The sequence below is a fragment of the Caballeronia jiangsuensis genome (assembly GCF_046030135.1).
Lineage (GTDB): Bacteria > Pseudomonadota > Gammaproteobacteria > Burkholderiales > Burkholderiaceae > Caballeronia > Caballeronia jiangsuensis.
Genome location: NZ_JAQQDB010000074.1, coordinates 1 through 21,401 on the forward strand (window position 1 = coordinate 1; position 21,401 = coordinate 21,401).

At 63.3% G+C, this 21,401-nt stretch carries 21 protein-coding genes; 12 read left to right on the forward strand and 9 right to left on the reverse strand.

Annotated elements, in window-relative coordinates; all coding sequences use genetic code 11:
* Positions 1 to 526: 526 nt before the first annotated feature.
* Positions 527 to 1,813: a fumarylacetoacetase gene (gene fahA, locus PQR08_RS37735; RefSeq protein ID WP_408164330.1), complete on the reverse strand. Its 1,287-nt coding sequence runs from the start codon at positions 1,811 to 1,813 to the stop codon at positions 527 to 529.
* Positions 1,810 to 3,147 carry a homogentisate 1,2-dioxygenase gene (gene hmgA, locus PQR08_RS37740; protein ID WP_238209900.1) on the reverse strand — a complete coding sequence of 446 codons (1,338 nt, stop codon included), beginning with the start codon at positions 3,145 to 3,147 and terminating at the stop codon, positions 1,810 to 1,812. The genes fahA and hmgA overlap by 4 nt, the downstream gene beginning before the upstream one ends.
* Before the next feature lie 252 nt (positions 3,148 to 3,399).
* Here hmgA and PQR08_RS37745 point away from each other — a divergent pair, with 252 nt between their 5' ends.
* The 7 genes from PQR08_RS37745 (at position 3,400) to PQR08_RS37775 (ending at position 9,937) form a co-directional block, all read left to right on the forward strand.
* The gene (locus PQR08_RS37745) at positions 3,400 to 4,224 is read left to right on the forward strand and encodes an EAL domain-containing protein (RefSeq protein ID WP_187607396.1); all 825 of its coding nucleotides are present in this window, start codon (positions 3,400 to 3,402) and stop codon (positions 4,222 to 4,224) included.
* 801 nt (positions 4,225 to 5,025) lie between these two features.
* The gene (locus PQR08_RS37750) at positions 5,026 to 5,343 is read left to right on the forward strand and encodes a hypothetical protein (RefSeq protein ID WP_408164332.1); all 318 of its coding nucleotides are present in this window, start codon (positions 5,026 to 5,028) and stop codon (positions 5,341 to 5,343) included.
* Positions 5,340 to 6,719, forward strand: coding sequence for a D-arabinitol 4-dehydrogenase (gene dalD, locus PQR08_RS37755; RefSeq protein ID WP_187607363.1), 1,380 nt, complete (start codon positions 5,340 to 5,342; stop codon positions 6,717 to 6,719). Before PQR08_RS37750 ends, dalD begins: the two co-directional genes overlap by 4 nt.
* Positions 6,720 to 6,889: 170 nt before the next feature.
* Positions 6,890 to 8,371 (forward strand): xylulokinase, encoded by a 1,482-nt coding sequence (gene xylB / locus PQR08_RS37760; RefSeq protein WP_408164334.1) that lies wholly within the window; start codon positions 6,890 to 6,892, stop codon positions 8,369 to 8,371.
* Positions 8,372 to 8,399: 28 nt separating this feature from the next.
* On the forward strand, positions 8,400 to 8,642 hold the full coding sequence (locus PQR08_RS37765; RefSeq protein ID WP_187607365.1) for a DUF4160 domain-containing protein: 243 nt from the start codon (positions 8,400 to 8,402) through the stop codon (positions 8,640 to 8,642).
* Positions 8,626 to 8,880 carry a DUF2442 domain-containing protein gene (locus PQR08_RS37770; RefSeq protein WP_187607366.1) on the forward strand — a complete coding sequence of 85 codons (255 nt, stop codon included), beginning with the start codon at positions 8,626 to 8,628 and terminating at the stop codon, positions 8,878 to 8,880. Before PQR08_RS37765 ends, PQR08_RS37770 begins: the two co-directional genes overlap by 17 nt.
* Positions 8,881 to 8,989: 109 nt before the next feature.
* On the forward strand, positions 8,990 to 9,937 hold the full coding sequence (locus PQR08_RS37775) for a sugar-binding transcriptional regulator (RefSeq protein ID WP_187607367.1): 948 nt from the start codon (positions 8,990 to 8,992) through the stop codon (positions 9,935 to 9,937).
* A 4-nt stretch (positions 9,938 to 9,941) separates the two neighbouring features.
* Here PQR08_RS37775 and PQR08_RS37780 read toward each other — a convergent pair whose 3' ends face one another.
* The 7 genes from PQR08_RS37780 to PQR08_RS37810 form a co-directional block, all read right to left on the reverse strand.
* On the reverse strand, positions 9,942 to 10,805 hold the full coding sequence (locus tag PQR08_RS37780) for an MOSC domain-containing protein (RefSeq protein WP_408164337.1): 864 nt from the start codon (positions 10,803 to 10,805) through the stop codon (positions 9,942 to 9,944).
* 137 nt (positions 10,806 to 10,942) lie between these two features.
* Positions 10,943 to 12,079: an ABC transporter ATP-binding protein gene (locus tag PQR08_RS37785; protein ID WP_187607369.1), complete on the reverse strand. Its 1,137-nt coding sequence runs from the start codon at positions 12,077 to 12,079 to the stop codon at positions 10,943 to 10,945.
* 44 nt (positions 12,080 to 12,123) lie between these two features.
* Positions 12,124 to 12,837: an HAD family hydrolase gene (locus tag PQR08_RS37790; RefSeq protein ID WP_371880126.1), complete on the reverse strand. Its 714-nt coding sequence runs from the start codon at positions 12,835 to 12,837 to the stop codon at positions 12,124 to 12,126.
* Between the two features lie 10 nt (positions 12,838 to 12,847).
* Positions 12,848 to 13,639, reverse strand: coding sequence for a carbohydrate ABC transporter permease (locus PQR08_RS37795; protein ID WP_404989760.1), 792 nt, complete (start codon positions 13,637 to 13,639; stop codon positions 12,848 to 12,850).
* Between the two features lie 56 nt (positions 13,640 to 13,695).
* Positions 13,696 to 14,634 (reverse strand): carbohydrate ABC transporter permease, encoded by a 939-nt coding sequence (locus PQR08_RS37800; protein WP_035497854.1) that lies wholly within the window; start codon positions 14,632 to 14,634, stop codon positions 13,696 to 13,698.
* Positions 14,635 to 14,702: 68 nt separating this feature from the next.
* Positions 14,703 to 16,070, reverse strand: a complete 1,368-nt coding sequence (locus tag PQR08_RS37805) for an ABC transporter substrate-binding protein (RefSeq protein ID WP_187607371.1) — start codon at positions 16,068 to 16,070, stop codon at positions 14,703 to 14,705.
* A gap of 211 nt (positions 16,071 to 16,281) precedes the next feature.
* Positions 16,282 to 17,055 carry an L-iditol 2-dehydrogenase gene (locus tag PQR08_RS37810; RefSeq protein ID WP_408164340.1) on the reverse strand — a complete coding sequence of 258 codons (774 nt, stop codon included), beginning with the start codon at positions 17,053 to 17,055 and terminating at the stop codon, positions 16,282 to 16,284.
* A 51-nt stretch (positions 17,056 to 17,106) separates the two neighbouring features.
* Here PQR08_RS37810 and PQR08_RS37815 point away from each other — a divergent pair, with 51 nt between their 5' ends.
* From PQR08_RS37815 to PQR08_RS37835, 5 genes are all read left to right on the forward strand, one after another.
* Positions 17,107 to 18,132 carry a hypothetical protein gene (locus PQR08_RS37815; RefSeq protein ID WP_408164342.1) on the forward strand — a complete coding sequence of 342 codons (1,026 nt, stop codon included), beginning with the start codon at positions 17,107 to 17,109 and terminating at the stop codon, positions 18,130 to 18,132.
* Between the two features lie 129 nt (positions 18,133 to 18,261).
* Positions 18,262 to 18,720 (forward strand): Fur family transcriptional regulator, encoded by a 459-nt coding sequence (locus PQR08_RS37820; protein WP_187607374.1) that lies wholly within the window; start codon positions 18,262 to 18,264, stop codon positions 18,718 to 18,720.
* Between the two features lie 42 nt (positions 18,721 to 18,762).
* Positions 18,763 to 19,644 (forward strand): metal ABC transporter solute-binding protein, encoded by an 882-nt coding sequence (locus tag PQR08_RS37825; RefSeq protein ID WP_408164344.1) that lies wholly within the window; start codon positions 18,763 to 18,765, stop codon positions 19,642 to 19,644.
* Positions 19,641 to 20,522, forward strand: a complete 882-nt coding sequence (locus tag PQR08_RS37830; protein WP_408164346.1) for a metal ABC transporter ATP-binding protein — start codon at positions 19,641 to 19,643, stop codon at positions 20,520 to 20,522. Before PQR08_RS37825 ends, PQR08_RS37830 begins: the two co-directional genes overlap by 4 nt.
* An 8-nt stretch (positions 20,523 to 20,530) precedes the next feature.
* Positions 20,531 to 21,319: a metal ABC transporter permease gene (locus tag PQR08_RS37835; RefSeq protein ID WP_408164348.1), complete on the forward strand. Its 789-nt coding sequence runs from the start codon at positions 20,531 to 20,533 to the stop codon at positions 21,317 to 21,319.
* The last annotated feature ends 82 nt before the right edge of the window (positions 21,320 to 21,401 follow it).

Here is a 21,401-nt window from a genome sequence, read left to right on the forward strand (position 1 = left end):
CAGCTATCCCCAGCCTAAGCACTTCACACCGGCCGCGGCACAGGCGATTGGCCTAATGGCCCGGCAGTAGCGAGTGCCCTCGTAGGTCTCGCGGGGCTTGGATCGCGCACGGTCTGACTCATCGCGCCGCGTGCTTCACTGGTTCAGCACCAAATAGCTCCAGCCCGCTACGCGGCCGATGGGTCAATCGAGTTTGCGTGCGCTTCTTCGATGGTCTCCCTTGCATACCCAACGGCAGCGCGTAGCGCTGTGCCGAAGCCATTTGGTGCTGAACCAGCGCGCTTAAATATTTGGGGCGGCAGACCGTGCGCGAGCCAAGCCCGATTGGGCCTTTGGGGGCGACACTTAGGCGAGTGCCATTGGCGGCTGGCAAGCATGGCCAAACTGCGTGTGACCGCGGGCCTGAACGAGCTGCTTTCTTTGGTTACTTTCTTTGCAGCAGCAAAGAAAGTGACCCCCGCCCCGGGGAGGGGCGGTGCTAATAGACCGACACGAATACGGGATCCGGCGAAGAAACCAAAAAACCTCAACCCCGCGCTGCCAAAACCTGCCCGGCGCAGTCGCCAAACCCAACCCGAAACCCTTCCCCCTGACACCACCCTCGTAGGGTGACTTCATCACCATCCTGCAAAAACACGCGCTCGCCGCCTTCTTCCAGCTTCACGGGCCGCTGCCCGTTCCAGGTACTCTCGAGCAGGCTGCCGCACGACTCGGGCGTCGGCCCGCTGATCGTCCCGGAGCCCATCAGATCGCCGACGCGCGTGTTGCACCCACCGACCGTGTGATGCGCGAGCTGCTGCGCCATCGACCAGTACATCAGCCGGAAGTTGGTGCGCGAAAGGATCGTCGGCTTTTGCACGCCTTCGGCCCTTAGCGTCACTTCCAGCTCGATGTCGAACGCGTGATTGCCTTCATGACACAGATACGCGAGCGGCTCCGGCTCCTGCGCAGGCGTCGCGGTGCGGAACGGCTCCAGCGCATCGAGCGTGACGATCCACGGCGAGATGGTCGTCGCGAACCCCTTCGAATTGAACGGGCCGAGCGGCACGTATTCCCATTGCTGGATATCGCGCGCGCTCCAGTCGTTCAGCAGCACCATGCCGAAGATATGCGCCTCGGCGTCCTCGCACGCAATCGGCTCGCCGAGCGCATTGCCGCGACCGATGATGAAGCCCGTCTCCAGCTCGATATCCAGCTTGCGGCACGCGCCGTAGATCGGGCGATCCTCGTTCGGCAACTTGATCTGTCCGTTCGGCCGACGCACCGGCGTGCCGCTCACGACCACCGACGAAGCGCGCCCGTTATAGCCGATCGGCATCTCCGACCAGTTCGGCAACAGCGCGTTCTTCGGATCGCGGAACATCGAGCCGACGTTGGTCGCGTGCTCCTTCGACGAATAGAAATCCGTATAGCCGGGAATCTCCACCGGCAGATGCAGCGTCGCGCCGGCGCGCGGCACGAGCGCGTGGCGGCGCAGCGCTTCGTCGTCGCGCAGTGTCGCGTTGCCCTGCGCGAGCAAGGCGGACAGCGCGATGCGCACGTCGCGCCATGTCTCGCGTCCGAGCGAGATGAAGTCGTTCAGACGCGGCTTGTCGAACGTGCCTTGCGCATCGAGGAGGTTCGCCCGTTCGAGCGCGGCCAGATCGACGATCCAGTCGCCGATCGCGACGCCCGCACGCGGCTGCGCGCGCACCGCGTCGCTGAAAATGCCGAACGGCAGGTTCTGGATCGGGAAGTCGCTTGCAGGATCGTTCGCGGATTCGATCCAGCTCTTCAGGGCAGGCGCGAGTGTGGCCTTCAGCGCGTCGTTCATCGTTGCTCCGGGTTGAAGTGTTTCGTGAGGCCTTGCCAGCACTCGTAGTAGTTCGCCTGCAGTTGCGCGGTTTCGAGCGCGAACTGCGTCGGTTTGATGAGGGTGCGCGTCTCGAACATGAAGGCCATCGTGGCGTCGACCTTCGCGGGCTTCGAGGTATCGCTCGCCGATGCCTTCTCGAACGTCCCGGCATCCGGCCCATGTCCCGACATGCAGTTGTGCAGACTCGCGCCGCCCGGCACGAAGCCTTCGGCCTTCGCATCGTAGACGCCGTGCACGAGGCCCATGAACTCGCTCGCGACATTGCGATGGAACCACGGCGGACGGAACGTATCCTCGGCCGCAAGCCAGCGCGGGGGGAAGATCACGAAGTCGATCGTGTCGACGCCCGGCGTATCGCTCGGCGATTGCAGCACGAGGAAGATCGAAGGATCGGGATGATCGAAGCTGATCGAGCCGATCGTGTTGAAGTGGCGCAAGTCGTACTTGTACGGCGCGTAGTTGCCGTGCCACGCGACGACATCGAGCGGCGAATGGCCGATGTCCGCGCGCCACAGCACGCCGTTCATTTTCGTGACGAGCTCGAACTTGCCCTCGCGGTCTTCATAGGCGGCCTGCGGCGTGAGGAAGTCGCGCGGATTCGCGAGCCCGTTCGAGCCGATAGGACCGAGATCGGGCAACTGCAAGAGCGCGCCGAAGTTCTCGCAGATATAGCCGCGCGCGTCGCCATCGGGCAGCGCAACGGAGAAGCGCACGCCGCGCGGAATCACCGCGATTTCGAACGGTTCGACGTCCAGCTTGCCGAGCTCCGTCGAAATCGCGAGGCGGCCTTGCTGCGGCACGATCAGCAGTTCGCCGTCGCTGTTGTAGAAGAAGCGGTCCTGCATCGACCGGTTCGCGGCGTAGAGATGAATCGCGCAGCCGCTCATCGATTCGGCGGCGCCGTTGCCGGCCATCGTCACCCAGCCGTCGATGAAATCGGTCGGCGCGGCGGGCATCGGCAGCGGATCCCAGCGAAGCTGGTTGGGGGGCGTCGGCGGCACATCGGCGAAATTGCCGACGAGCTTCGCGCGCAACGCGTCGGCGGGAACGCGGGTGAACGGCTTGTGCACGGCGCCCGGACGGATGCGATAGAGCCACGAACGGCGATTGTGCGCGCGCGGCGCGGTGAACGCCGTGCCCGAAAGCTGCTCGGCATACAGACCGTACGCCGCGCGCTGCGGCGAGTTGCGGCCGATCGGCAGCGCACCGGGCAGCGCCTCGGTGGCGAAGTCGTTGGCGAAGCCGGATTGATAGTGTTGATTCGCGTCCGTATGCGTCTCGAACGTTGGCATGGTCGAAATCCTCGACGAAAAGTACGACAGGTCAGGCGACGACGGCGAGCGCGGCACGCTGTCGTCGCGTTTTACGCATAGTAAAACCAATTACGATTAGTTAAATTTCTCGTAAACCCTTAATCGACGCGCTTCCTTCGGCATATCAATATGTGAATTTGGTGCTGGACGCGGTGTTGCGCGCTGATACCATCGATCCTTCCAATGAAAATCGCCTGGTACGGCACGCCTCACGACTCGAATGCGCCATCCATGATCGCCCCGTCCTTGCCTGAACTCGTCGCCCGCGCCGCGGAACATCCGTTTCTCGGCGCGCATGTCGCGCTTGGTCAAAACGAGCATGCCGGCGAGGCCATCGCGCGTTACCGCGATCTGTGCATATCGAGCGCCTACGAGCCGATCTTCGATGTCGGCACGCATAGCTTTCCGCAGACATTGAGCGCGTCGCCGGAGAGCGCCGAGCGTTTCGGCGATGAACTCGGCGTGCAGGCACTGACGCTGATTCAGGGCGATGCCCCGCGCGACCCGTTCGGGCAACTCGAAGACGACCGCGAGCTGGTCGCGCTCGACCGGCTGTCGCGCGCGGTGCATGCGTTCAATTTCTTCGGGCCGCATCGGCCGGGGCTTTTGTTTTTGCGTGTGCACGAGCGGCTGTTGAAGAGCGTGAAGTACGACCACGGGCTGCATTTCTCTTCGGTGCTGATGGAGTTCGGGCTGAGCCCGTCGCGCGTGGTGATCGAATTGCCGGCTGCGGCGGTCGCGCACAAGACGTTTCTTGGTTATCTCACCAAGAGCTATCAGCGTTACGGGTTCAAGGTCGCAGGGAATCTGCCCAATGCCGGTCAGATCATGGCGGTGTCGGATATGGCGCGGCTCGATTTCATCAAGATGGATGCCGGCGCGGCATTACGCGATTCTGTTGTGAAGCATCTTGTGGGGTATGCGAATCGGTTGAAGATTCCGCTCATCTTTTCCAATGTCGGTGATGAAGCGCAGTTCAATGCGTTGCAGCAGTTTGATGTTCACTTCGTGCAGGGGCCGGTGTTTGATGCGCATCCGGCGTTTCATGGGCGGTAGGGGTTTTTCTTTGTCGGATCCCGTATTCTTAGTGGTTTATTAGCACTGCCCCTGTGCGGGGCGGCAGTCACTTTCTTTGCTGCTGCAAAGAAAGTAACCAAAGAAACAGCTTTCCCCAGCCTAAGCACTTCACACCGGCCGCGGCACAGGCGATTGGCCTAATGGCCCGGCTGTAGCGAGTGCCCCCGCAAGCAGACAAGGACTTGGACCGCGCACGGTCCGACACATCGCACCACTCAACAAACTGGTTCAGCACCAAAGAGCTCCGGCCCGCTACGCGGCCGACCGGTTAATCGGGTCCGCGTGCGCCTCTTCTCGATGGTTTCCCTCGCATACCCAACGGCAGCGCGTAGCGCTGTGCCGAAGCTCTTTCGTGCTGAACCAGCGCCCTAAAACAACTAGCTTGTCAGACCGTGCGCGAGCCAAGCCCGATTGGGCCTTTGGAGGCGACACTTAGGCGAGTGCCACGGGCCGCTGGCAAGCATGGCCAAACTGCGTGTGACCGCGGGCTTAAACGAGCTGCTTTCTTTGCCTACTTTCTTTGCAGCAGCAAAGAAAGTAGGTGCCGCCCCGCACAGGGGCAGTGCCAATAGACCGACACGAATACGGGATCCGGCGAAAACCCCGCCGCGCGTCAAAGCATCCCAAAACAAAGCCGCCCACCAAGCCGTAGCATCACCCGTATTACGCAAACCCGTCGCAACCCCGTTGATCGTCGAGCCGCCGGAGTGGCCCCTCACGCAGAGCGACCTCACGTCTCCCGCTCCCGCATACCGTTTTTGCGCCTATGTTTAAAGGCAATTGACCCACGCACCTTCATTCATCGCCCGCCGGGTTGCCTATACGGGTTATTCCCGATCCGTCTTCACCGATGAAATTTGTGCGCCGCAGCGCTCCCACGCCGCCCGCATCGACGGCGGATCGCCCGTCGCGAGGCGCGTAAATTGCGCGGCGTCGCAGGAAGCATCGTGCCTTGACTTTCGTCCTGGCGAATACGATCATTCGATCATCGATAGAGCAAATGCTCACATCCACCGCTTTAAGCGCCCCGCGCGCCATCGCGACCAGCCGTCCGCGAAGAACGGACGCACCGCCAATCAGAAGGAAGAGACGACATGACTAGCGAAGCCAACGTGATCCTGCACATCGGCGCCGGGTCTTTTCATCGCGCGCATCAGGCGTGGTATCTGCATCGACTGAACGAGACGGGCGATCAAAGCTGGTCGCTCGCCGTCGGCAATATTCGCGGCGACATGAACGCCGTGCTCGATGCGCTCGCCGCGCAAAACGGCGAGTACACGCTCGAAACCGTCACGCCGAAGGGCGAGCGGGAATACGAGACCATCCGCGCGATCAAAAAGGTCGTGCCGTGGTCCGCCGACCTGAACGAACTGATCGCGACGGGCGCGGACCCGAAGACGAAGATCGTATCGTTCACCGTCACGGAAGGCGGTTATTACCTCGACGAGCACGACAAGCTCGACACCGCCAACGCCGATCTCGCCGCCGACCTGAAAGGCGCGAAGACGACCATCTACGGCGCGCTCGCCGCCATCCTCGACGCGCGCATGAAAAACGGCGCGGGCAAGGTGTCGCTCCAGAACTGCGACAACCTGCGCAGCAACGGCGACCGCTTCAAGGCGGGCATGCTCGAATTCCTGGAGCGGCGCGGCGAGACCGCGTTGCGCGACTGGATGATCGCGAACACATCGTGCCCGAACGCGATGGTCGATCGCATCACGCCGCGTCCGACGCCCGACGTCGCCGAGCGCGTGAAGGCCGCAACCGGCTTCGACGATAAAGCGCCGGTGATGGGCGAAAAGTTCATCCAGTGGGTGATCGAAGACAACTTCATCGCCGGGCGGCCCGCGTGGGAGAAGGTCGGCGCGGAGATGGTCGAATCGGTGCATCCGTACGAGGAAGCGAAGATCCGCATCCTCAATGCGAGCCATAGCTGCATCGCGTGGGCGGGCACGCTCGTCGGGCTGCAATACATCCACGAAGGCACGCAGGACCTGGAGATTCGCGCGCTCGCGGACGCCTACGTCACCGACGACGTGATCCCCTGTCTCACGCCCAGCCCGATCGATCTCGCGAAGTATCGCGATGTCGTGCTCGATCGCTTCAGCAATCCGTACATCAAGGACACGAATCAGCGCGTCGCGGCCGACGGCTTCTCGAAGCTGCCGGGCTTCATCGCGCCGACGCTCTCGGAATGCTTCGCGCGCAACGTCGATCCCGATTCGACCGCCATCCTGCCCGCGCTCTTCTTCCGCTTCCTCGAACGCTGGCACGAAGGCAAGCTGTCTTACACCTATCAGGACGGCGTGATGGACCCGGCGGTCGCGCATGCGTTCTTCACGGCGCCCGATCCGGTCAAGGCGTTCACGGCCGACAAGCTTCTGTGGGGCAGCATGGCGCAGACCGAAGGTCTGGAACGCGTGATGCGCAACGCGATTTCGAAGGTCGATGCGTGGCTCGCCAACCGACCATAAGCTTGGTGTTATCGCCGTCCTAAACGCGAGTTCAAACCAGCGCCGCGTCGCTCGGGTAATGTGCCCATGGCGCGGCGCTTCGCGTGGCGTTAAATTAGCGCCTCCCGCTACATTGGCGCCACGCTTGGGTTTTGGCCGGGTCGATCCCGGCAACGACAAAGGGTCCGTTCATGTACTTAGGCATCGACCTCGGCACCTCCGAAGTGAAAGTTCTGCTGCTCGCGAGCGACGGCAGCGTCATCGGCACGGCGGGCACGCCGTTCACCGTATCGCGTCCGAAGCCGCGCTGGTCGGAACAGAATCCGCTCGACTGGTGGGAAGGCACGCGCGCCGCGCTCTTCAAGCTGCGCGAGAAGTTTCCCGATGAATTCGCGCAGGTGCGCGGCATAGGACTCTCGGGCCAGATGCACGGCGCGGTGCTGCTCGATTCGCACGACAACGTGCTGCGCCCCGCGATCCTCTGGAACGACATGCGCAGCGACAAGGAGTGCGCCGAACTCTACGAGCGCGCGCCGAATCTGCACGAGATAGCCGGCAATCTGGCGATGCCGGGCTTCACCGCACCGAAGCTGCTCTGGGTCGCGCACAACGAACCGGAGATCTTCAAGCAGACCGCGTGCGTGCTCTTGCCGAAGGATTATTTGCGGATGCATCTGACGGGCACGAAGGTGTCCGATCCATCGGATGCCGCGGGCACGCTCTGGCTCGATGTCGCGCGCCGCGACTGGTCCGACGAGCTGCTCGCCGCGTGCGGCATGTCGCGCCAGCAGATGCCATCGCTGGCCGAGGGCAGCGAGCCGTCGGGCACGCTGAGGCCGGAACTCGCGCGCGAATTCGGCCTGGGCGCAGGCGTGGTCGTCGCGGCGGGCGGCGGCGACAATGCCGCGAGCGCGGTAGGCATCGGCGCGACCGATCCGGGCGATGGTTTTCTGTCGCTCGGCACATCAGGCGTGCTGTGCGTGATCGGCGATCGCTTCCGGCCGAATCCGGCATCGGCGGTGCATGCGTTCTGTCACGCGATTCCGGATCGCTGGCATCAGATGAGCGTGGTCTTGTCGGCGGCGAGTTGTCTGCGCTGGGTGTGCAAGCTGACGTCGACGGACGAGCCGACCTTGCTCGCGGAAATCGAAGCCTTGCCCGCCGACGTGCTGCCTTCCGCGCCTTTGTTCCTGCCGTATCTGAGCGGCGAGCGCACGCCGCACAACGATCCGTACGCGCAGGGCGTGTTCTTCGGCATGACGCATGCGACCGATCGCGCGTTGCTCGGCTATTCCGTGCTCGAAGGCGTGACGCTTTCTTTGACCGATGGTCTGGATGCGCTGCAATCGGCGGGCACGCAGGCGCGGGCGTTGTCGATGCTCGGCGGCGGTGCACGCAGCGCGTACTGGGCACAGATGTTCGCCGATGCGTTCGATACGCCGACGCGCACGCACGGCGGTGGCGAGACCGGCGCGGCGCTCGGCGCGGCGCGGCTCGGGTGGCTCGCGGCGGGCGGCGATCCGGAGACGGTGCTCGCCAAGCCCGAGATCAAGCAGGAGTTCACGCCGAACTCCGAGCGGCATGAGATGTTGCGGCAGCGATTGAAGGGGTTTCGCGAGCTTTATCAGCATGTGAGGCCGTTGTTTGATCCGGCGCGGCCGAGGTTGGCTTGAGCCTGCGCGTGAAAGGTAAAGGATCTGGATGCCGACGGTTTTTCGATACAAGGGTGTACGATTTCACTTCTTCTCCAACGAGGGAAATCCGCGTGAGCCGGTGCACATTCACGCAAGCTGCGCGAACGGCGAAGCCAAATTCTGGCTCGATCCGAACGTGCACGTAGCAAGCAGCGCTGGCTTCGATCGACGTACACTTTCTGAACTGTTGCTGGTGGTAGAAGGTCGTCGTGACGAAATTGTGAGGGCTTGGAATGAGTACTTCGGCTAAAGAGGTTCGCTTCGACGACTACACGATGTGGGTCGAACTTTCGGATGGCCGTACGCTCGGCGTTCCCCTCGCGTGGTTCCCCCGGTTGCTTCACGCCACGCCGGATCAACGGCAGCGATACGAAATCAGCTTCAGTGGCACCGGCCTGCATTGGGAAGATATCGACGAAGATATCTCCGTGGAGGGGCTGCTCGCAGGACGGGGGGATATGACCCATATGCCGCCGCGAGCCGCCTAGCGTTTTTTGTTTCATGCGGGCCGTGTTTTGATTCGTGGTTCTGATTTCAGGCCCGCGATGCCCCAATAAGAACTACAACTTAAGCAGAAGACAAGACACTCGACCACCAGTGCCCAAATCCACCGAAAAACTCGATCTCGCGACGCGCGCAGCGTGGCTCTACTACGTCGCCGGCAACACCCAGAACGAGATCGCGGAAAAGCTGCAGATCTCGCGTCCGGTGGCGCAGCGGCTCGTCGCGTTCGCGGTCGAAAAGAACCTGATCCGCGTGCGTGTGGATCATCGCATCGCAGACTGCCTGTCGCTCGCGAAAGCGCTCAGCGACCGCTACGGTCTCGCGATGTGCGAAGTCGTCCCCATCGACGGCGACGCGCCCGAACAGGTCGATCGCAAACTCGCCGTCGCGGGCGCGCAGGTGATGGAGCGCTATCTGCTCGAAGAGAAACCGCTCGTCGTATCGATCGGCAGCGGGCGCACGTTGAAGGCCTGCGTCGCACAGATCGGACAGATCGACCGGCCGCAGCATCGCTTCGTCTCGATGGTCGGCGCAATCGCGCAGGACGGATCGTCGAATCGTTACGACGTCGCGCAGCAGCTATCGGAAAAGACCGGCGGCAAGCACTTCATGCTACCCGCGCCGCTCATGGCCGACAGCGAAACCGAACGCGCGCAGTGGGTCAATCACCGGCTGTATCGCATCGTCAGCGAACTCGCGCAGCAGGCGGATGTGGCGTTCGTCGGCATCGGCAACGTGGGCGTGAACTGCCCGCTCCACCAGGACGGCTTCATCACGCGCACGGAAGTCGACGAATTGATGTCGGCGGGCGCCGTGGCCGAATGGCTCGGCCTGCCGATCGATGCGCACGGCAAGCGCGTGACATCGAAAACCGGTGCGCGCGTGACGAGCCTCAAGCTCGATACGCCGCCCAAACGCCCGACCATCGGCTTCGCGGGCGGCGAGCGCAAGCGCGAAGCGCTGATCGCCGCGTTGAAGGGGAAATGGTTGTCGGGGCTCGTGACGGATGAGTTGTGCGCGAAAGCCGCGCTCGACGCGTGAATCGTCAGAAGTCGATTTCCGCTTCCACCTCCTGCCCGACTTCCAGCGCGACACCCTCGCCTTTCAGAACGATCGCGTTCTTGCCGAAGGTGAGCGCGCCGTCGAACTGATCGCTGCCGCGATACGCGCTCATCGTGTCGAGCGGCTCGTGCGGCCATGATGGATCGTGCGCGCCCGTGTCCTGATCGATCGATGGAATCGGACAGCGCGTGCAGAGCTTCACGAGCCGCAATTGCACGTCGCGTCCCGGCACGCGAATCTGCATGTCGCCGACAAAATCCTCTTCGTACGCATCTAGCCCGCCGATCACGAGATTCGGCCGGAAGCGATTGGCTCCGATGCCCGGCGCTCCCTTCACCGACAGACGCGCGTTGAGATCGTCGAGCGATGCCTGGCCGACCACCAGCAGCGGAAACTGATCCGCGAAACGCGTGTGCGTGCTGTGCGGCGCGGTCCATTCGTCGCTGACATCGCGACGCGAGGTCGGCGAGAAACGCACGAGCCGCGCGGGAATGCCGAGAAACTCGCTGAACCATTGCGCGGCGTGTTCGCCGGTGTCGAGTGCAGCGACGGTATCGCGCCACACGGTCGCGCGTATCGGTCGCGCATCGATGAGCGCTTCGGCGGAGAGCGGCGTGCGAAGCGCCGGCATGCCGGGCGCGTCGATGACGAGATCGTCGCCATCGAACGCGGTTTTGATCAGCGCCATGCGCGGATGCGAACGTTGCGTGAACATCGCGCCCGCCGGATCGGTCACCATCCAGTGACGGTCGTATTCGAGACCCGTTTCGAGGAGCATCGCGCGGCGCAGCGAAATGCCGGCGCAGGATTTGATCGGATAGACGAAGAGTTCGTTCAGGACGGGCATGGCGATATCGTGTGGAGTCGGCGCCGGCCATCGAGTGTGGCGGGTCGAAAGAGAGATTATCGCGCGTGTGCGGGTCGTGCAAAAAACAACGGCGCCGCTCTTTCGAACGACGCCGCTCGTGTGCGATCAGTTGAGCATTACGCTGCCGTCGCGTGCTCCCGCAGCCACGCATCGACGATCCTGCGCGTAAACGCCTGCCCTTCCGCGTTGAACAGATGGCAATGCTCCGGCGCCGTGCCGAGCTTCAGCTTCTCGCCGCGTGCGTGCTTCTCGAGCGGCGGAATGCGCGAGATCAGTCCGTCCGGCGCGACGTCCGTTTCGGCATAGAGATACGCCGCGTCGCCGAGCGTTTCGACCGTCATCGCCGATGCGGAGATGCCGTAATCGCCCGACCCCGGCGAGGTCGGCTGCAAGTGCTCGGGACGAACGCCGACCGTCACCGCATCGCCCGGCTTCGCATTGCCGGGCAGCACGCCGACGAGCTGCGTCTCGCCCGTCGCGTACTTCACGAGCACGCCGTCGTTCTGGATCTGCGCGACCGTGCCCGAGAGAAAGTTCATCTTCGGCGAGCCGATGAAGCCCGCGACGAAACGGTTCGCCGGCGCGTGATACAGCGTGTTCGGCGTGCCGACCTGCTCGATGTTCCCCGCCGACAGCACGACGATCTTGTCCGCGAGCGTCATCGCCTCGACCTGATCGTGCGTCACGTAGATCATCGTCGTCTTGAGGTCGTCGTGCAGGCGCGCGAATTCGAGGCGCATCTTTACGCGCAGCGCGGCGTCGAGGTTCGAGAGCGGCTCGTCGAACAGAAACACCTTCGGCTTGCGCGTGATCGCGCGCCCGATCGCCACGCGCTGTCGCTGGCCGCCCGACAACTGCTTCGGCTTGCGATCGAGCAGATGGTCAATGTGCAGAATCTTCGCGGCGTTCTTCACGGCGGCGTCGATCGCGGGCTTCTTCTCGCCCGCGAGCTTGAGGCCGAACGCCATGTTGTCGTACAGCGTCATGTGCGGATACAGCGCGTACGACTGGAACACCATCGCGATGCCGCGCTTAGCGGGCGCCAATTCGTTGACGCGCGCGTTGTCGATCATCAGGTCGCCGCCGCTGATGTCCTCCAGACCCGCGATCATGCGCATCAACGTCGACTTGCCGCAGCCCGACGGGCCGACGAACACGACGAACTCGCCGTCGTTGATATCGAGGTTGATGTTGCGCATCACCTCGGTTTCTTCATAACGCTTGCTGATGTTGCGAAGTGTCAGGCTAGCCATGGTGTGTCTCCAGTCTTCATTAGCGATGCGCCGAGCGCTTGTCGCTATCTGAGTTCGAACGTCGCGTTCTGCAGCCATTGCTCGACGAGCGCAGGCAAGCGCGTCATGTCGTCGAATACCTTGTGCGCGCCCGCTCTTTCGAGCGCGCCGATCTGTCCTTCGGTCGCGTGCCCGCCGCCGATGAAGCCGAGCACCGGCATGCCCGCCGCCTTCGCCGCCGTCACGCCGGTCACGCTGTCTTCGACGACAAGGCAACGCAGCGGATCGATGCGCATCGCGCGCGCCGCCGCGAGATAGACGTCGGGCGCGGGCTTCGGATTCGCGACCATGTCCGCGCAAAAGCGCCGCTCGCCGAAGAAGCGCAGGAGGCCCGTGCGTTTCAGCACGGCATCGACATAGGTCGAAAAGCTGTTGCTCGCGCACGCCTTGGTGAACGGCACGGCCGCGAGCGCCTCGGCGATGCCCGGCACCGTCGGCGCCTCGATCGCCGCCACTTCGACGGCGCGCCGGATCGCGACGACCTGATCGTGCGTCAGCGTGCGATTCACCGTATCGGCGGCGCTCGCGAGCACCGCCTCGATGCGCAGGCCGAGCAGCGGCATCACGACCGGCTCGACATCGACGCCCGGCCACAGCGCCTCCAGCTCGGTGACGAGCATGCGCGCCGCCACCGCTTCGCTGTCGATCAGCACGCCGTCGCAATCGCAGATCAGCAGGCGGTCTTCGAGATTAGCCTCGTGGGATGGAGTGAGGTTCACGCTCGCATCCTCACTTCACCGCGCCAAACGTGAGGCCGCGCACCAGTTGTTTCTGCGAGACCCAGCCGACGATCAGAATCGGCGCGACCGCGAGCAGCGAAGCCGCCGAGAGCTTCGCCCAGAAGAGACCCTCCGGACTCGAATACGACGCGATGAACACCGTCAGCGGCGCCGCGTTCGAACTCGACAGGTTGATGCTCCAGAACGCCTCGTTCCACGACAGGATGATGAGCAACAGACCCGTCGATGCGAGCCCGGGCAATGCCATCGGCATCAGCAGATAGACGATCTCCTGCCACGTCGTCGCGCCGTCGATACGGCCGGCTTCGAGAATGTCCTTGGGCACTTCGTTGAAGTACGTGTAGGCCATCCATACGGCGATCGGCAGGTTGATCAGCGTGTACACGATGATGAGCCCGGACACGGTATCGAGCAGGCCCGTGTTCTTCCACAAGAGATAGATAGGCACGAGCACGCCGACCGACGGCATCATCTTCGTGGACAGCATCCACAGGAGCACCGACTGCGTCTTTTTGGTCGGGAAAAAGGCCATCGCATAGGCGCACGGCACGGCGAGAATCAGACAGAGCAGCGTGACGCCCACCGAGATCAGCACCGAGTTCCACGCGAAGCCGAAGTAGTTGCTGCGCGCGAACACCTCGCGGAAGCTATCCAGCGTCGGCGTGAAGAACAGCGACGACGAATACGCCTGCTGCTCGGTCTTGAACGCGGTGATCGTCATCCAGAAGATCGGGAAGAACAGCAGGATCGAAAAGAGCCACGCGACGATGCCGGGCACGATGTTCTTCGCGTGACCGAGCGCGGTGGTCCGCGGCGCTCCCGTAACGGTTTGAGTGCTCATGACTCGTACTCCCCTTTGAGGTTCTTCGCGAGCATTCTCACGAGGAAGAACGCGACGATGTTGGCGAGAATGACCGCGAGAATGCCGCCCGCCGATGCGAGACCGACGTCGAACTGCTGCAGGCCGAGTGCATAGATCAGGTACGACAGGTTGGTCGTCGCGGTGCCGGGGCCGCCGCCCGTCGTCGTGTAGATTTCCGCGAAGATCGACAGCAGGAAGATGGTTTCCATCATCACGACCACGGCGACCGCGCGCTTCAGATGCGGCAGCGTGATGAAGAAGAACATCGCGAACGGACCCGCCCCGTCGATGCGCGCCGCTTCCTTCTGTTCCTGATCGAGCGATTGAATCGCGGTGAAGAGAATCAGGAACGCGAATGGCAGCCACTGCCACGCGACGATCACGATCACCGCGAACAGCGGATATTCGGCGAACCAGTCGATCGGCTGCATGCCCATCGAGCGCATCAGGCTGGCGATGAGGCCGTACACCGGATGCAGGATCATGTTCTTCCAGATGAGCGCGGAGACCGTCGGCATCACGAAGAACGGGGCGATCACGAGCAGACGCGCGATGCCCTGACCGATGAACTTGCGATCGAACAGCACGGCGAGCAGCACGCCGCCCACGACCGTGATGACGAGCACCGAAATGATCAGCGTCAGCGTATGGCCGATGGATGGGCCGAACGCCGGATCGGTAATGAGAAACTCGAAATTGTCGAAGCCCGCGAAGCCTTTGACATCGGGGTTCAGCAGGTTATAGCGCGAGAACGAAAACCAGATCGTCATCGCGAGCGGAATGGCCATCCACAGAAAGAGCAGTCCGGTCGATGGCGAGATCAGCCATCGCACCGACTTCGCACGCCGCTTGTCGCGTTCGGCGGCGGACTCCTCCAGATGATGATCGGTGATGGGGGGATTCAGTTGACTCATCGTTTCACCTCTCGATGATGATGCTGGCGGGCCGCATCAGGCGACGCGGCCCGTGTGCTGCGGAAGATTTACTTCTGATAGCCCGCCTGCTTCACAGCGCGATCCGCGGCGGCATTCGCGGCCTTCAGCGCGTTGTCGACGCTCGTCTGACCCGCGACGACACCCGCGATCGACTGGCCGACCACCGTGCCGAACGACTGGAACTCCGGAATGCCGACGAACTGGATGCCGCTATACGGCACCTTGTGCAGCGTCGCGTCGTTCGGGTCCGCGGTTTCGATCGCCTTCAGCACGAAGTCGCCGAACGGCGCGGCCTGTTTGTACTCGGGGCGCGCGTAGGTCGACTTGCGCGTACCCGGCGGCACCGACGCCCAGCCTTCGTCCTTGCCGACCATCTCGATGTATTCCTTCGACGTCGCCCACGCGGCGAATTTCTTCGCGGCATCCTGCTGCTTCGACGTCTTCGGGATCGCGAGCGACCACGACCACAGCCAGTGCGAGCCCTTCGGCGTGACAGCGATCGGCGCGGCCGCGAAGCCGATCTTGTCCGACACCTGCGACTGAGACTTGTTGTAGAGCATGCCCGCGGCGACCGTTGCGTCGATCCACATCGCGCACTTGCCCGAGGACATCAGCGTGAGGTTCTCGTTGAAGCCGTTCGAGCTCGCTCCCGGCGGCCCGTCGTTCTTCAGCAGGTCCGCGTAGAAACCCACGGCCTTCTTCCATTCGGGCGTGTCGAGCTGCGCCTGCCATTTCTCGTTGAACCATTCGCCGCCGAAGGTGTTCACGACCGTCGACACGAACGCCATGTTCTCGCCCCAGCCCGCCTTGCCGCGCAGGCAGATGCCGTACTGGCCTTTGGACTTGTCGGTGAGCTTGTCGGCGAACTGCTTGATCTGGTCGTAGGTCGGCTGGTCGGGCATCTTCAGGCCGGCCGCCTGGAACAGATCCTTGCGGTAGTACGTCATCGAGCTTTCGACGTAGAACGGCAGCGCGTAGAGCACGCCGCCCGACGAGAGGCCGTCGCGCGCGGTCTTCACGACATCGTCGAGATCGTAGTTGGCGGGCAGGCCGGTCATCGGCGAGAGCCAGCCGCGCTTGCCCCATTGAGGTGCCTCGTACGTGCCGATGGTGATCACGTCGAACTGGCCGCTGTTGGTGGTGATGTCGGTCGTCGCGCGCTGGCGCAGCACGTTTTCTTCGAGAATCACCCATTTGAGCTGGATGTCCGGATTGGCCTTCTCGAAGGCCGGGGCGAGCTTCTTCAGCTCGATCATGTCCGGGTTGTTCAACGTCGCGATGGTGATGGTCGTCGCGGCATGCGCCGACAGCGGCACGAGCGCGGCCGCGGCCAGCGCGGCCGTGAGCGCCCCGGTCACGAACGGGGCGCGACGCGCGCGCGGTTGTGCTCGAACGATGCGTTGAGTGCGTTTCATATGGGTTCGTCTCCTTTTTGTTTGCACGGGCACAGCGGACAGTCGATGCATGACCGCAAACGCCGTGTATGCCGCTGCCTGCTTTTGAGGGTGCGCGATCGGGGATCGCGTGTTGCCGGGTTATTCCTTGCCGCGCCTGCCTTCGTTACCCTGGCGCCTTCGACTCGACGCCGTTTCACTATAGACGGTGCTTCCCGCGCTTCAAGCCGCGTCAACTCATCCAGTTGCCGCCATCAACATTGATCGTCTGCGCGGTGATGTAATCCGAATCCGCTGACGCCAGAAAGAGCGCCGCGCCTGTCAGGTCCGCGGGCAAGCCCATGCGTCCGAGCGGCACTTCCTCGCCGACGAGCCGCTTCTTCTCGCCGAGCGGACGGTTCTCGTAGCGCGCGAAGAGCGCGTCGACTTCCTTCCACATCGGGGTATCGACGACGCCGGGCGCGATGCCGTTCACGTTGATGCGCTCTTTCGCGAGCGCGAGCGCCGCCGATTGCGTATAGCTGATGACCGCCGCCTTGGTCGCGCAGTAATGCGACACGAGCGCTTCGCCGCGCCGTCCCGCTTGCGACGACATATTGATGATCTTGCCGCCGCGGCCCTGCTCGACCATGCGTTTCGCGACCGTCTGCATCAGAAAGAACATGCCCTTGACGTTGACCGCGAAGAGGCGGTCGTAGACGTCCCAGGATTCGTCGAGGATCGGGCGCATGTCGAAGAGCGCCGCGTTGTTGAAGAGAATGTCGATGCCGCCGAAACGCTCGACGCTGCGCGCCACGATGCGTTCGATGTCTTCGCGCTGTGTGACGTCGGCCTTGAGCGCGAGCACGCGCGCGGAGACGTCCGCGAAGCGCTGGGCCATGTCGTGCTCGTCTTTCACGTCGACGACGACGACCTGCGCCCCTTCCTCCAGATAGCGCCGCGCGACCGCCTCGCCGATGCCGCTCGCCGCACCCGTGATGATCGCGACCTTGTCTTTCAGTCTCACCGATGTCTCCGATTCTTCGAATCGTCCCTCGCGTGAGCGAACGCTCTGCGAATGAACAATTGCTCTCTGTTTGATCGAATGATCGGCGCTGCGCGTGATCGTGTCAAGGCATCGGCACAGGTTTCGATGTTGCGACGCGCAAACGCGGAAAAACCTCGGGAAAACCCGTCTGGCGAGGACTTGGCAGCAAACGGCGTACCGCGCGCCGCCGTCTCATTCGGAAAACTCCCATCGTCAGGCGAAGGCAGTGAAAAACAGAATCGCGACTCCGCAAAGATCTCCGGGAGTGCCGCTTCCTTGCATAACAAACCGAAAACAGTCTTGGCCGCCGCGGCGTTCGTTGCGCTTATGAACTTGCCTGGCTCTTATGCCGCTACACGGTCGACGCATTCCGGCGAAACGGTCGAATCCTTCGATCCGCCGTACTTCGCGAGCGTGTCAGGCGATGCGTTGACCGCCATCGCCCTTTCGCCGCGGATGCTGAAGCTCGACATGAATCCGGAGAACTCGATCAAATCGGAGACCGGCGACTTCAAGCCCGCGCGCTATTCGTTTCCCGACGCACACGTTCCACGCTCGGTGCTGCGACGGCTGCCCGATATCTACCGGTACGATCGCCGCCGGGATGTGCCGATCGTCTCATCGGGTGGCGACTGGATCATTGCCGAATATTTCGCTGCGAACTCGCACGTGCCGACGGCGCGCTTCCGGCTGCTTGGGCATCGTGTCCAGCGTCAGGAACAACTCGATCGCGCCGGACGGACGGTGAAGATCGTCATGGTGGGATGGGCTCGCGGTTCGGACCGCGAAGATGACGAAGCGCCGGATCTCTCCGCGTTGGGCGAGCATCCGGCCTGGATTCGCGTGTTCACCGTTAGCCGCGCCGGTATCAGAACGCTCGTTGCGCTGGCGTGGCGCAGAAGCCGCTTCACGACTGCGCCCCAGACAGACGACGTCCCTCAGGACAGTGAACTCGCCTTCGGAGCGCCGGGCGGCGTCGTGAAATGGCGTACGAAATCGGAGTTTCTGAAGGCGAACCACATCGACCTCGACGCCAGGAGCTTGTCCGGCAGATGAACGGGCACGGCAACGATTCCGTGCGCCGCACGGCGATACGTTATATCATCTCGGAATCGTCCGACGAGCGTTCCTCGCGCTCGTGCTTCAACCCTTTGCAGGGGCCACGTCTCGCGTGGCCGACATGACATGACCGCATCCGTCGAAACCATGCTTGCCCGCGCCGAAGTGCTCGCCGTCGAGCGCGGCGTCGCGCTCACGCCGCTGCGCCGCCAGGTCTACGAACTCGTGCTGAAGGCGCACAAGCCTATCGGCGCCTACGACCTCATCGACGCGATGGAGCCGCAGCGCGGCGCGCGCGTGCCGCCGACCACCGTGTATCGCGCGCTGGATTTTCTCGTCGAGAACGGCTTCGTGCATCGCATCGAATCGAAGAACGCGTTCATCGCGTGTTGCGACGCTGGCAAGCCGCACGAGAGCCAGTTCCTCATCTGCGACGAATGCGGCGAGACGCTCGAAATCCAGGGCCGCGAACTCGCTTCGTCGCTGTCCGCGAGTCCGCCGGCGCACGGCTTTCAGGTGCATCACCAGGTCGTCGAACTGAGCGGACTCTGCGCCGATTGCCAGAGAAAGCATCGCGGCGCCTAAAGTCGCGTCACGTCGAGAACAACGCATCCACAAAGGAAATCGATGAAATTCGCGCACGTCCTGACCTGCTTCGCCATCGCGCTCGGCTTATGCAATACGGCATCGGCACAGACCGCGCGCGTGCCGGTCGTCGCGGCGGAGAACTTCTACGGCGACGTCATCCGCCAGCTCGGCGGCGATCACGTGCAGGTGACGAGCATCCTCAGCAATCCGGACGAAGACCCGCATCTCTTCGAAGCGAGCCCGAAGACCGCGCGCGCGTTGCAGCACGCGGCGCTCGTCGTCTACAACGGCGCGGACTACGATCCGTGGATGGACAAGCTGCTCGCCGCATCGAAGAGCAATGAGAAGCGCACGGTGATCGTCGCGGCGAAGCTCGTCGGCAAGAAGTCCGGCGACAATCCGCACCTCTGGTACGACCCGTCGACGATGCCTGCCGTCGCGAAGGCGGTGAGCGCGTATCTCGTGAGCGCCGACCCTTCGCACAAGAGCGATTACGACGCACGACTCGCGACCTTTCTCGATTCGATGAAGCCGATCGACACGAGCGTCGCGCAACTGAAGTCGCGCTACAAGGGCGTGCCCGTCACCGCGACCGAGCCGGTGTTCGGCTACATGGCCGATGCCATCGGCTTCGAGATGCGCAACCTGCGCTTCCAGATGGCGTCGATGAACGAGACCGAGCCGAGCCCCGCCGATATCGCCGCATTCGAAAAGGATCTGCGCGAGCGCCGCGTGCACGTGCTCATCTACAACAGCCAGGCGACCGGCGCGCTGACGAAGCGCATGCTCAACATCGCGAAGGACGCGCATGTGCCGAGCATCAGCGTGACGGAGACCCTGCCCGCCAAACTGACGTATCAGCAATGGATGCAGTCGCAACTCGACACGCTGTCGGGCGCGCTGCAAGGATGGCAACGATGAACGCCGCCGCAACGCCGCAAGCCGCGCTCGAAGTCGATCGCGTGACGCTCGCGCTCGGCGGACGCGAGATCCTCAACGACACGAGCTTCACGGTCCGCAATGGCGAGTTCATCGGCGTGCTCGGACCGAACGGCGCGGGCAAGACCACGCTGATGCGCGCGCTGCTCGGGCTCGTGCCGCTGAAGAGCGGGACGATCCGCGTGAACGGAGAAGCGGTCGAGCGCGGCAATGCGTCGATCGGCTATATGCCGCAGATTCGCACCGGCCTCGCCAACCGGCGCGTGCTGGGCCGCGATTTCGTCGCGATGGCCGCCGACGGGCATCACTGGGGCCTGCCGCATCGCAACGCGCGCATCCGCGCCGATGTCGAGCGCGTGCTCGAACTCGTCGGCGCGCATCAACTGGCTTCGCGTCCGTTGTCGGAACTGTCGGGGGGCGAGCGCCAGCGTCTGTTGCTCGCGCAATGTCTGCTCGGCAATCCGCGTCTGCTGCTGCTCGACGAGCCGCTCATCAGTCTCGATCCGCGTCATCAGACGGGCGTCGTGGAACTCGTGCGGCGCGTTCAGCGCGAACTGAACATCACCGTGCTGTTTTCGGCGCACGAACTCAATCCGCTATTGAATTCGCTCGACCGCGTGCTGTATCTCGGCAGCGGGCGCGCCGCGCTCGGTACCGTCGATGAAGTCATCTCGAAGCCCGTGTTGTCGCGGCTGTACGGCTCGCCCATCGACGTGATGCGCGTGAATGGCCGCATCTTCGTGATGTCGGGCGATGTCGAGATCGACAAGCTCGATCACGCGCACGAGGAAGGCGAGGAGCATGAACACGAGCATGACCACGGCCATGCACACGATCACGGTCACAGCCACGCCAAGTAGAAAGCACAATGTTCGAATATGACTTCATGGTGAATGCATTCGCGGCGTCGGGGATCGTCGCGGTGCTGTCGGGGATCGTCGGGTATTTTCTCGTGCTGCGCGGGCAGACCTTCGCGGGTCACGCGCTATCGCACGTCGGCTTTACCGGCGCGACGGGTGCGGTTCTGCTCGGCATGTCGCCGCTCTGGGGAATGGTGGGCTTCACGCTCGCGGCCGGCGTCGGCATGGGCGCGCTCGGCGAACGCCTCTCGGGGCGCGATGTGGCGATCGGCGTGATTCTTTCGCTATCGCTCGGCTTTGGCTTGTTGTTTCTGCACTTCTTCACCGCTTATGCGACGCAGGCCACGGCTCTGCTCTTCGGCAACGTGCTCGGTGTTAGCCATGAGACGCTGATCGTGCTGGCTGGTCTTGCCATCGTGAGTCTCGGGGCGCTCGGCTTCATCATGCGGCCTTTGCTGTTTGCGTCGCTGCAGCCGGAACTCGCCGAAGCCAAAGGCGTATCGCTGCGGCTCGTCTCGGTGCTGTTTCTCGCGATCACCGCGCTCGCGGTCGCGGCTTGTACGCAGATCGTGGGCGTGCTTTTGGTGTTTGCGTTGATGGTCGGGCCGGCGGCCGCAGCGCAGAATGTGACGACGCGGTTGTCGTCGGGATTGGTGCTCGCGGCCGTGTTTGCGCTCGGGCAGGCGTGGGTTGGGCTCACGCTCGCGTATTACACCGATTGGCCGACGAGCTTCTGGATCACGATGCTTGCTGCGACCGTTTATGGCGCGAGTTTGATTGGGCGGCGGGGGCATTGAGGGTTTTGTTTCTTGTTGTCGCCGGATCCCGTATTCGTGTTGGTTTATTAGCACTGCCCCTGTGCGGGGCGGGGGTCACTTT

Bases quoted from the DNA above. Each gene is read 5' to 3' on its own strand.
- PQR08_RS37805 (WP_187607371.1), bottom strand. From the start codon at position 16,070: ATGAAACGCACTCAACGCATCGTTCGAGCACAACCGCGCGCGCGTCGC.
- PQR08_RS37780 (WP_408164337.1), bottom strand. From the start codon at position 10,805: ATGCCCGTCCTGAACGAACTCTTCGTCTATCCGATCAAATCCTGCGCC.
- dalD (WP_187607363.1), top strand. From the start codon at position 5,340: ATGACTAGCGAAGCCAACGTGATCCTGCACATCGGCGCCGGGTCTTTT.
- PQR08_RS37815 (WP_408164342.1), top strand. From the start codon at position 17,107: ATGAACAATTGCTCTCTGTTTGATCGAATGATCGGCGCTGCGCGTGAT.
- PQR08_RS37835 (WP_408164348.1), top strand. From the start codon at position 20,531: ATGTTCGAATATGACTTCATGGTGAATGCATTCGCGGCGTCGGGGATC.
- PQR08_RS37785 (WP_187607369.1), bottom strand. From the start codon at position 12,079: ATGGCTAGCCTGACACTTCGCAACATCAGCAAGCGTTATGAAGAAACC.
- PQR08_RS37820 (WP_187607374.1), top strand. From the start codon at position 18,262: ATGACCGCATCCGTCGAAACCATGCTTGCCCGCGCCGAAGTGCTCGCC.
- hmgA (WP_238209900.1), bottom strand. From the start codon at position 3,147: ATGCCAACGTTCGAGACGCATACGGACGCGAATCAACACTATCAATCC.
- PQR08_RS37770 (WP_187607366.1), top strand. From the start codon at position 8,626: ATGAGTACTTCGGCTAAAGAGGTTCGCTTCGACGACTACACGATGTGG.
- fahA (WP_408164330.1), bottom strand. From the start codon at position 1,813: ATGAACGACGCGCTGAAGGCCACACTCGCGCCTGCCCTGAAGAGCTGG.
- PQR08_RS37800 (WP_035497854.1), bottom strand. From the start codon at position 14,634: ATGAGTCAACTGAATCCCCCCATCACCGATCATCATCTGGAGGAGTCC.
- PQR08_RS37830 (WP_408164346.1), top strand. From the start codon at position 19,641: ATGAACGCCGCCGCAACGCCGCAAGCCGCGCTCGAAGTCGATCGCGTG.
- PQR08_RS37825 (WP_408164344.1), top strand. From the start codon at position 18,763: ATGAAATTCGCGCACGTCCTGACCTGCTTCGCCATCGCGCTCGGCTTA.
- PQR08_RS37745 (WP_187607396.1), top strand. From the start codon at position 3,400: ATGATCGCCCCGTCCTTGCCTGAACTCGTCGCCCGCGCCGCGGAACAT.
- xylB (WP_408164334.1), top strand. From the start codon at position 6,890: ATGTACTTAGGCATCGACCTCGGCACCTCCGAAGTGAAAGTTCTGCTG.
- PQR08_RS37765 (WP_187607365.1), top strand. From the start codon at position 8,400: ATGCCGACGGTTTTTCGATACAAGGGTGTACGATTTCACTTCTTCTCC.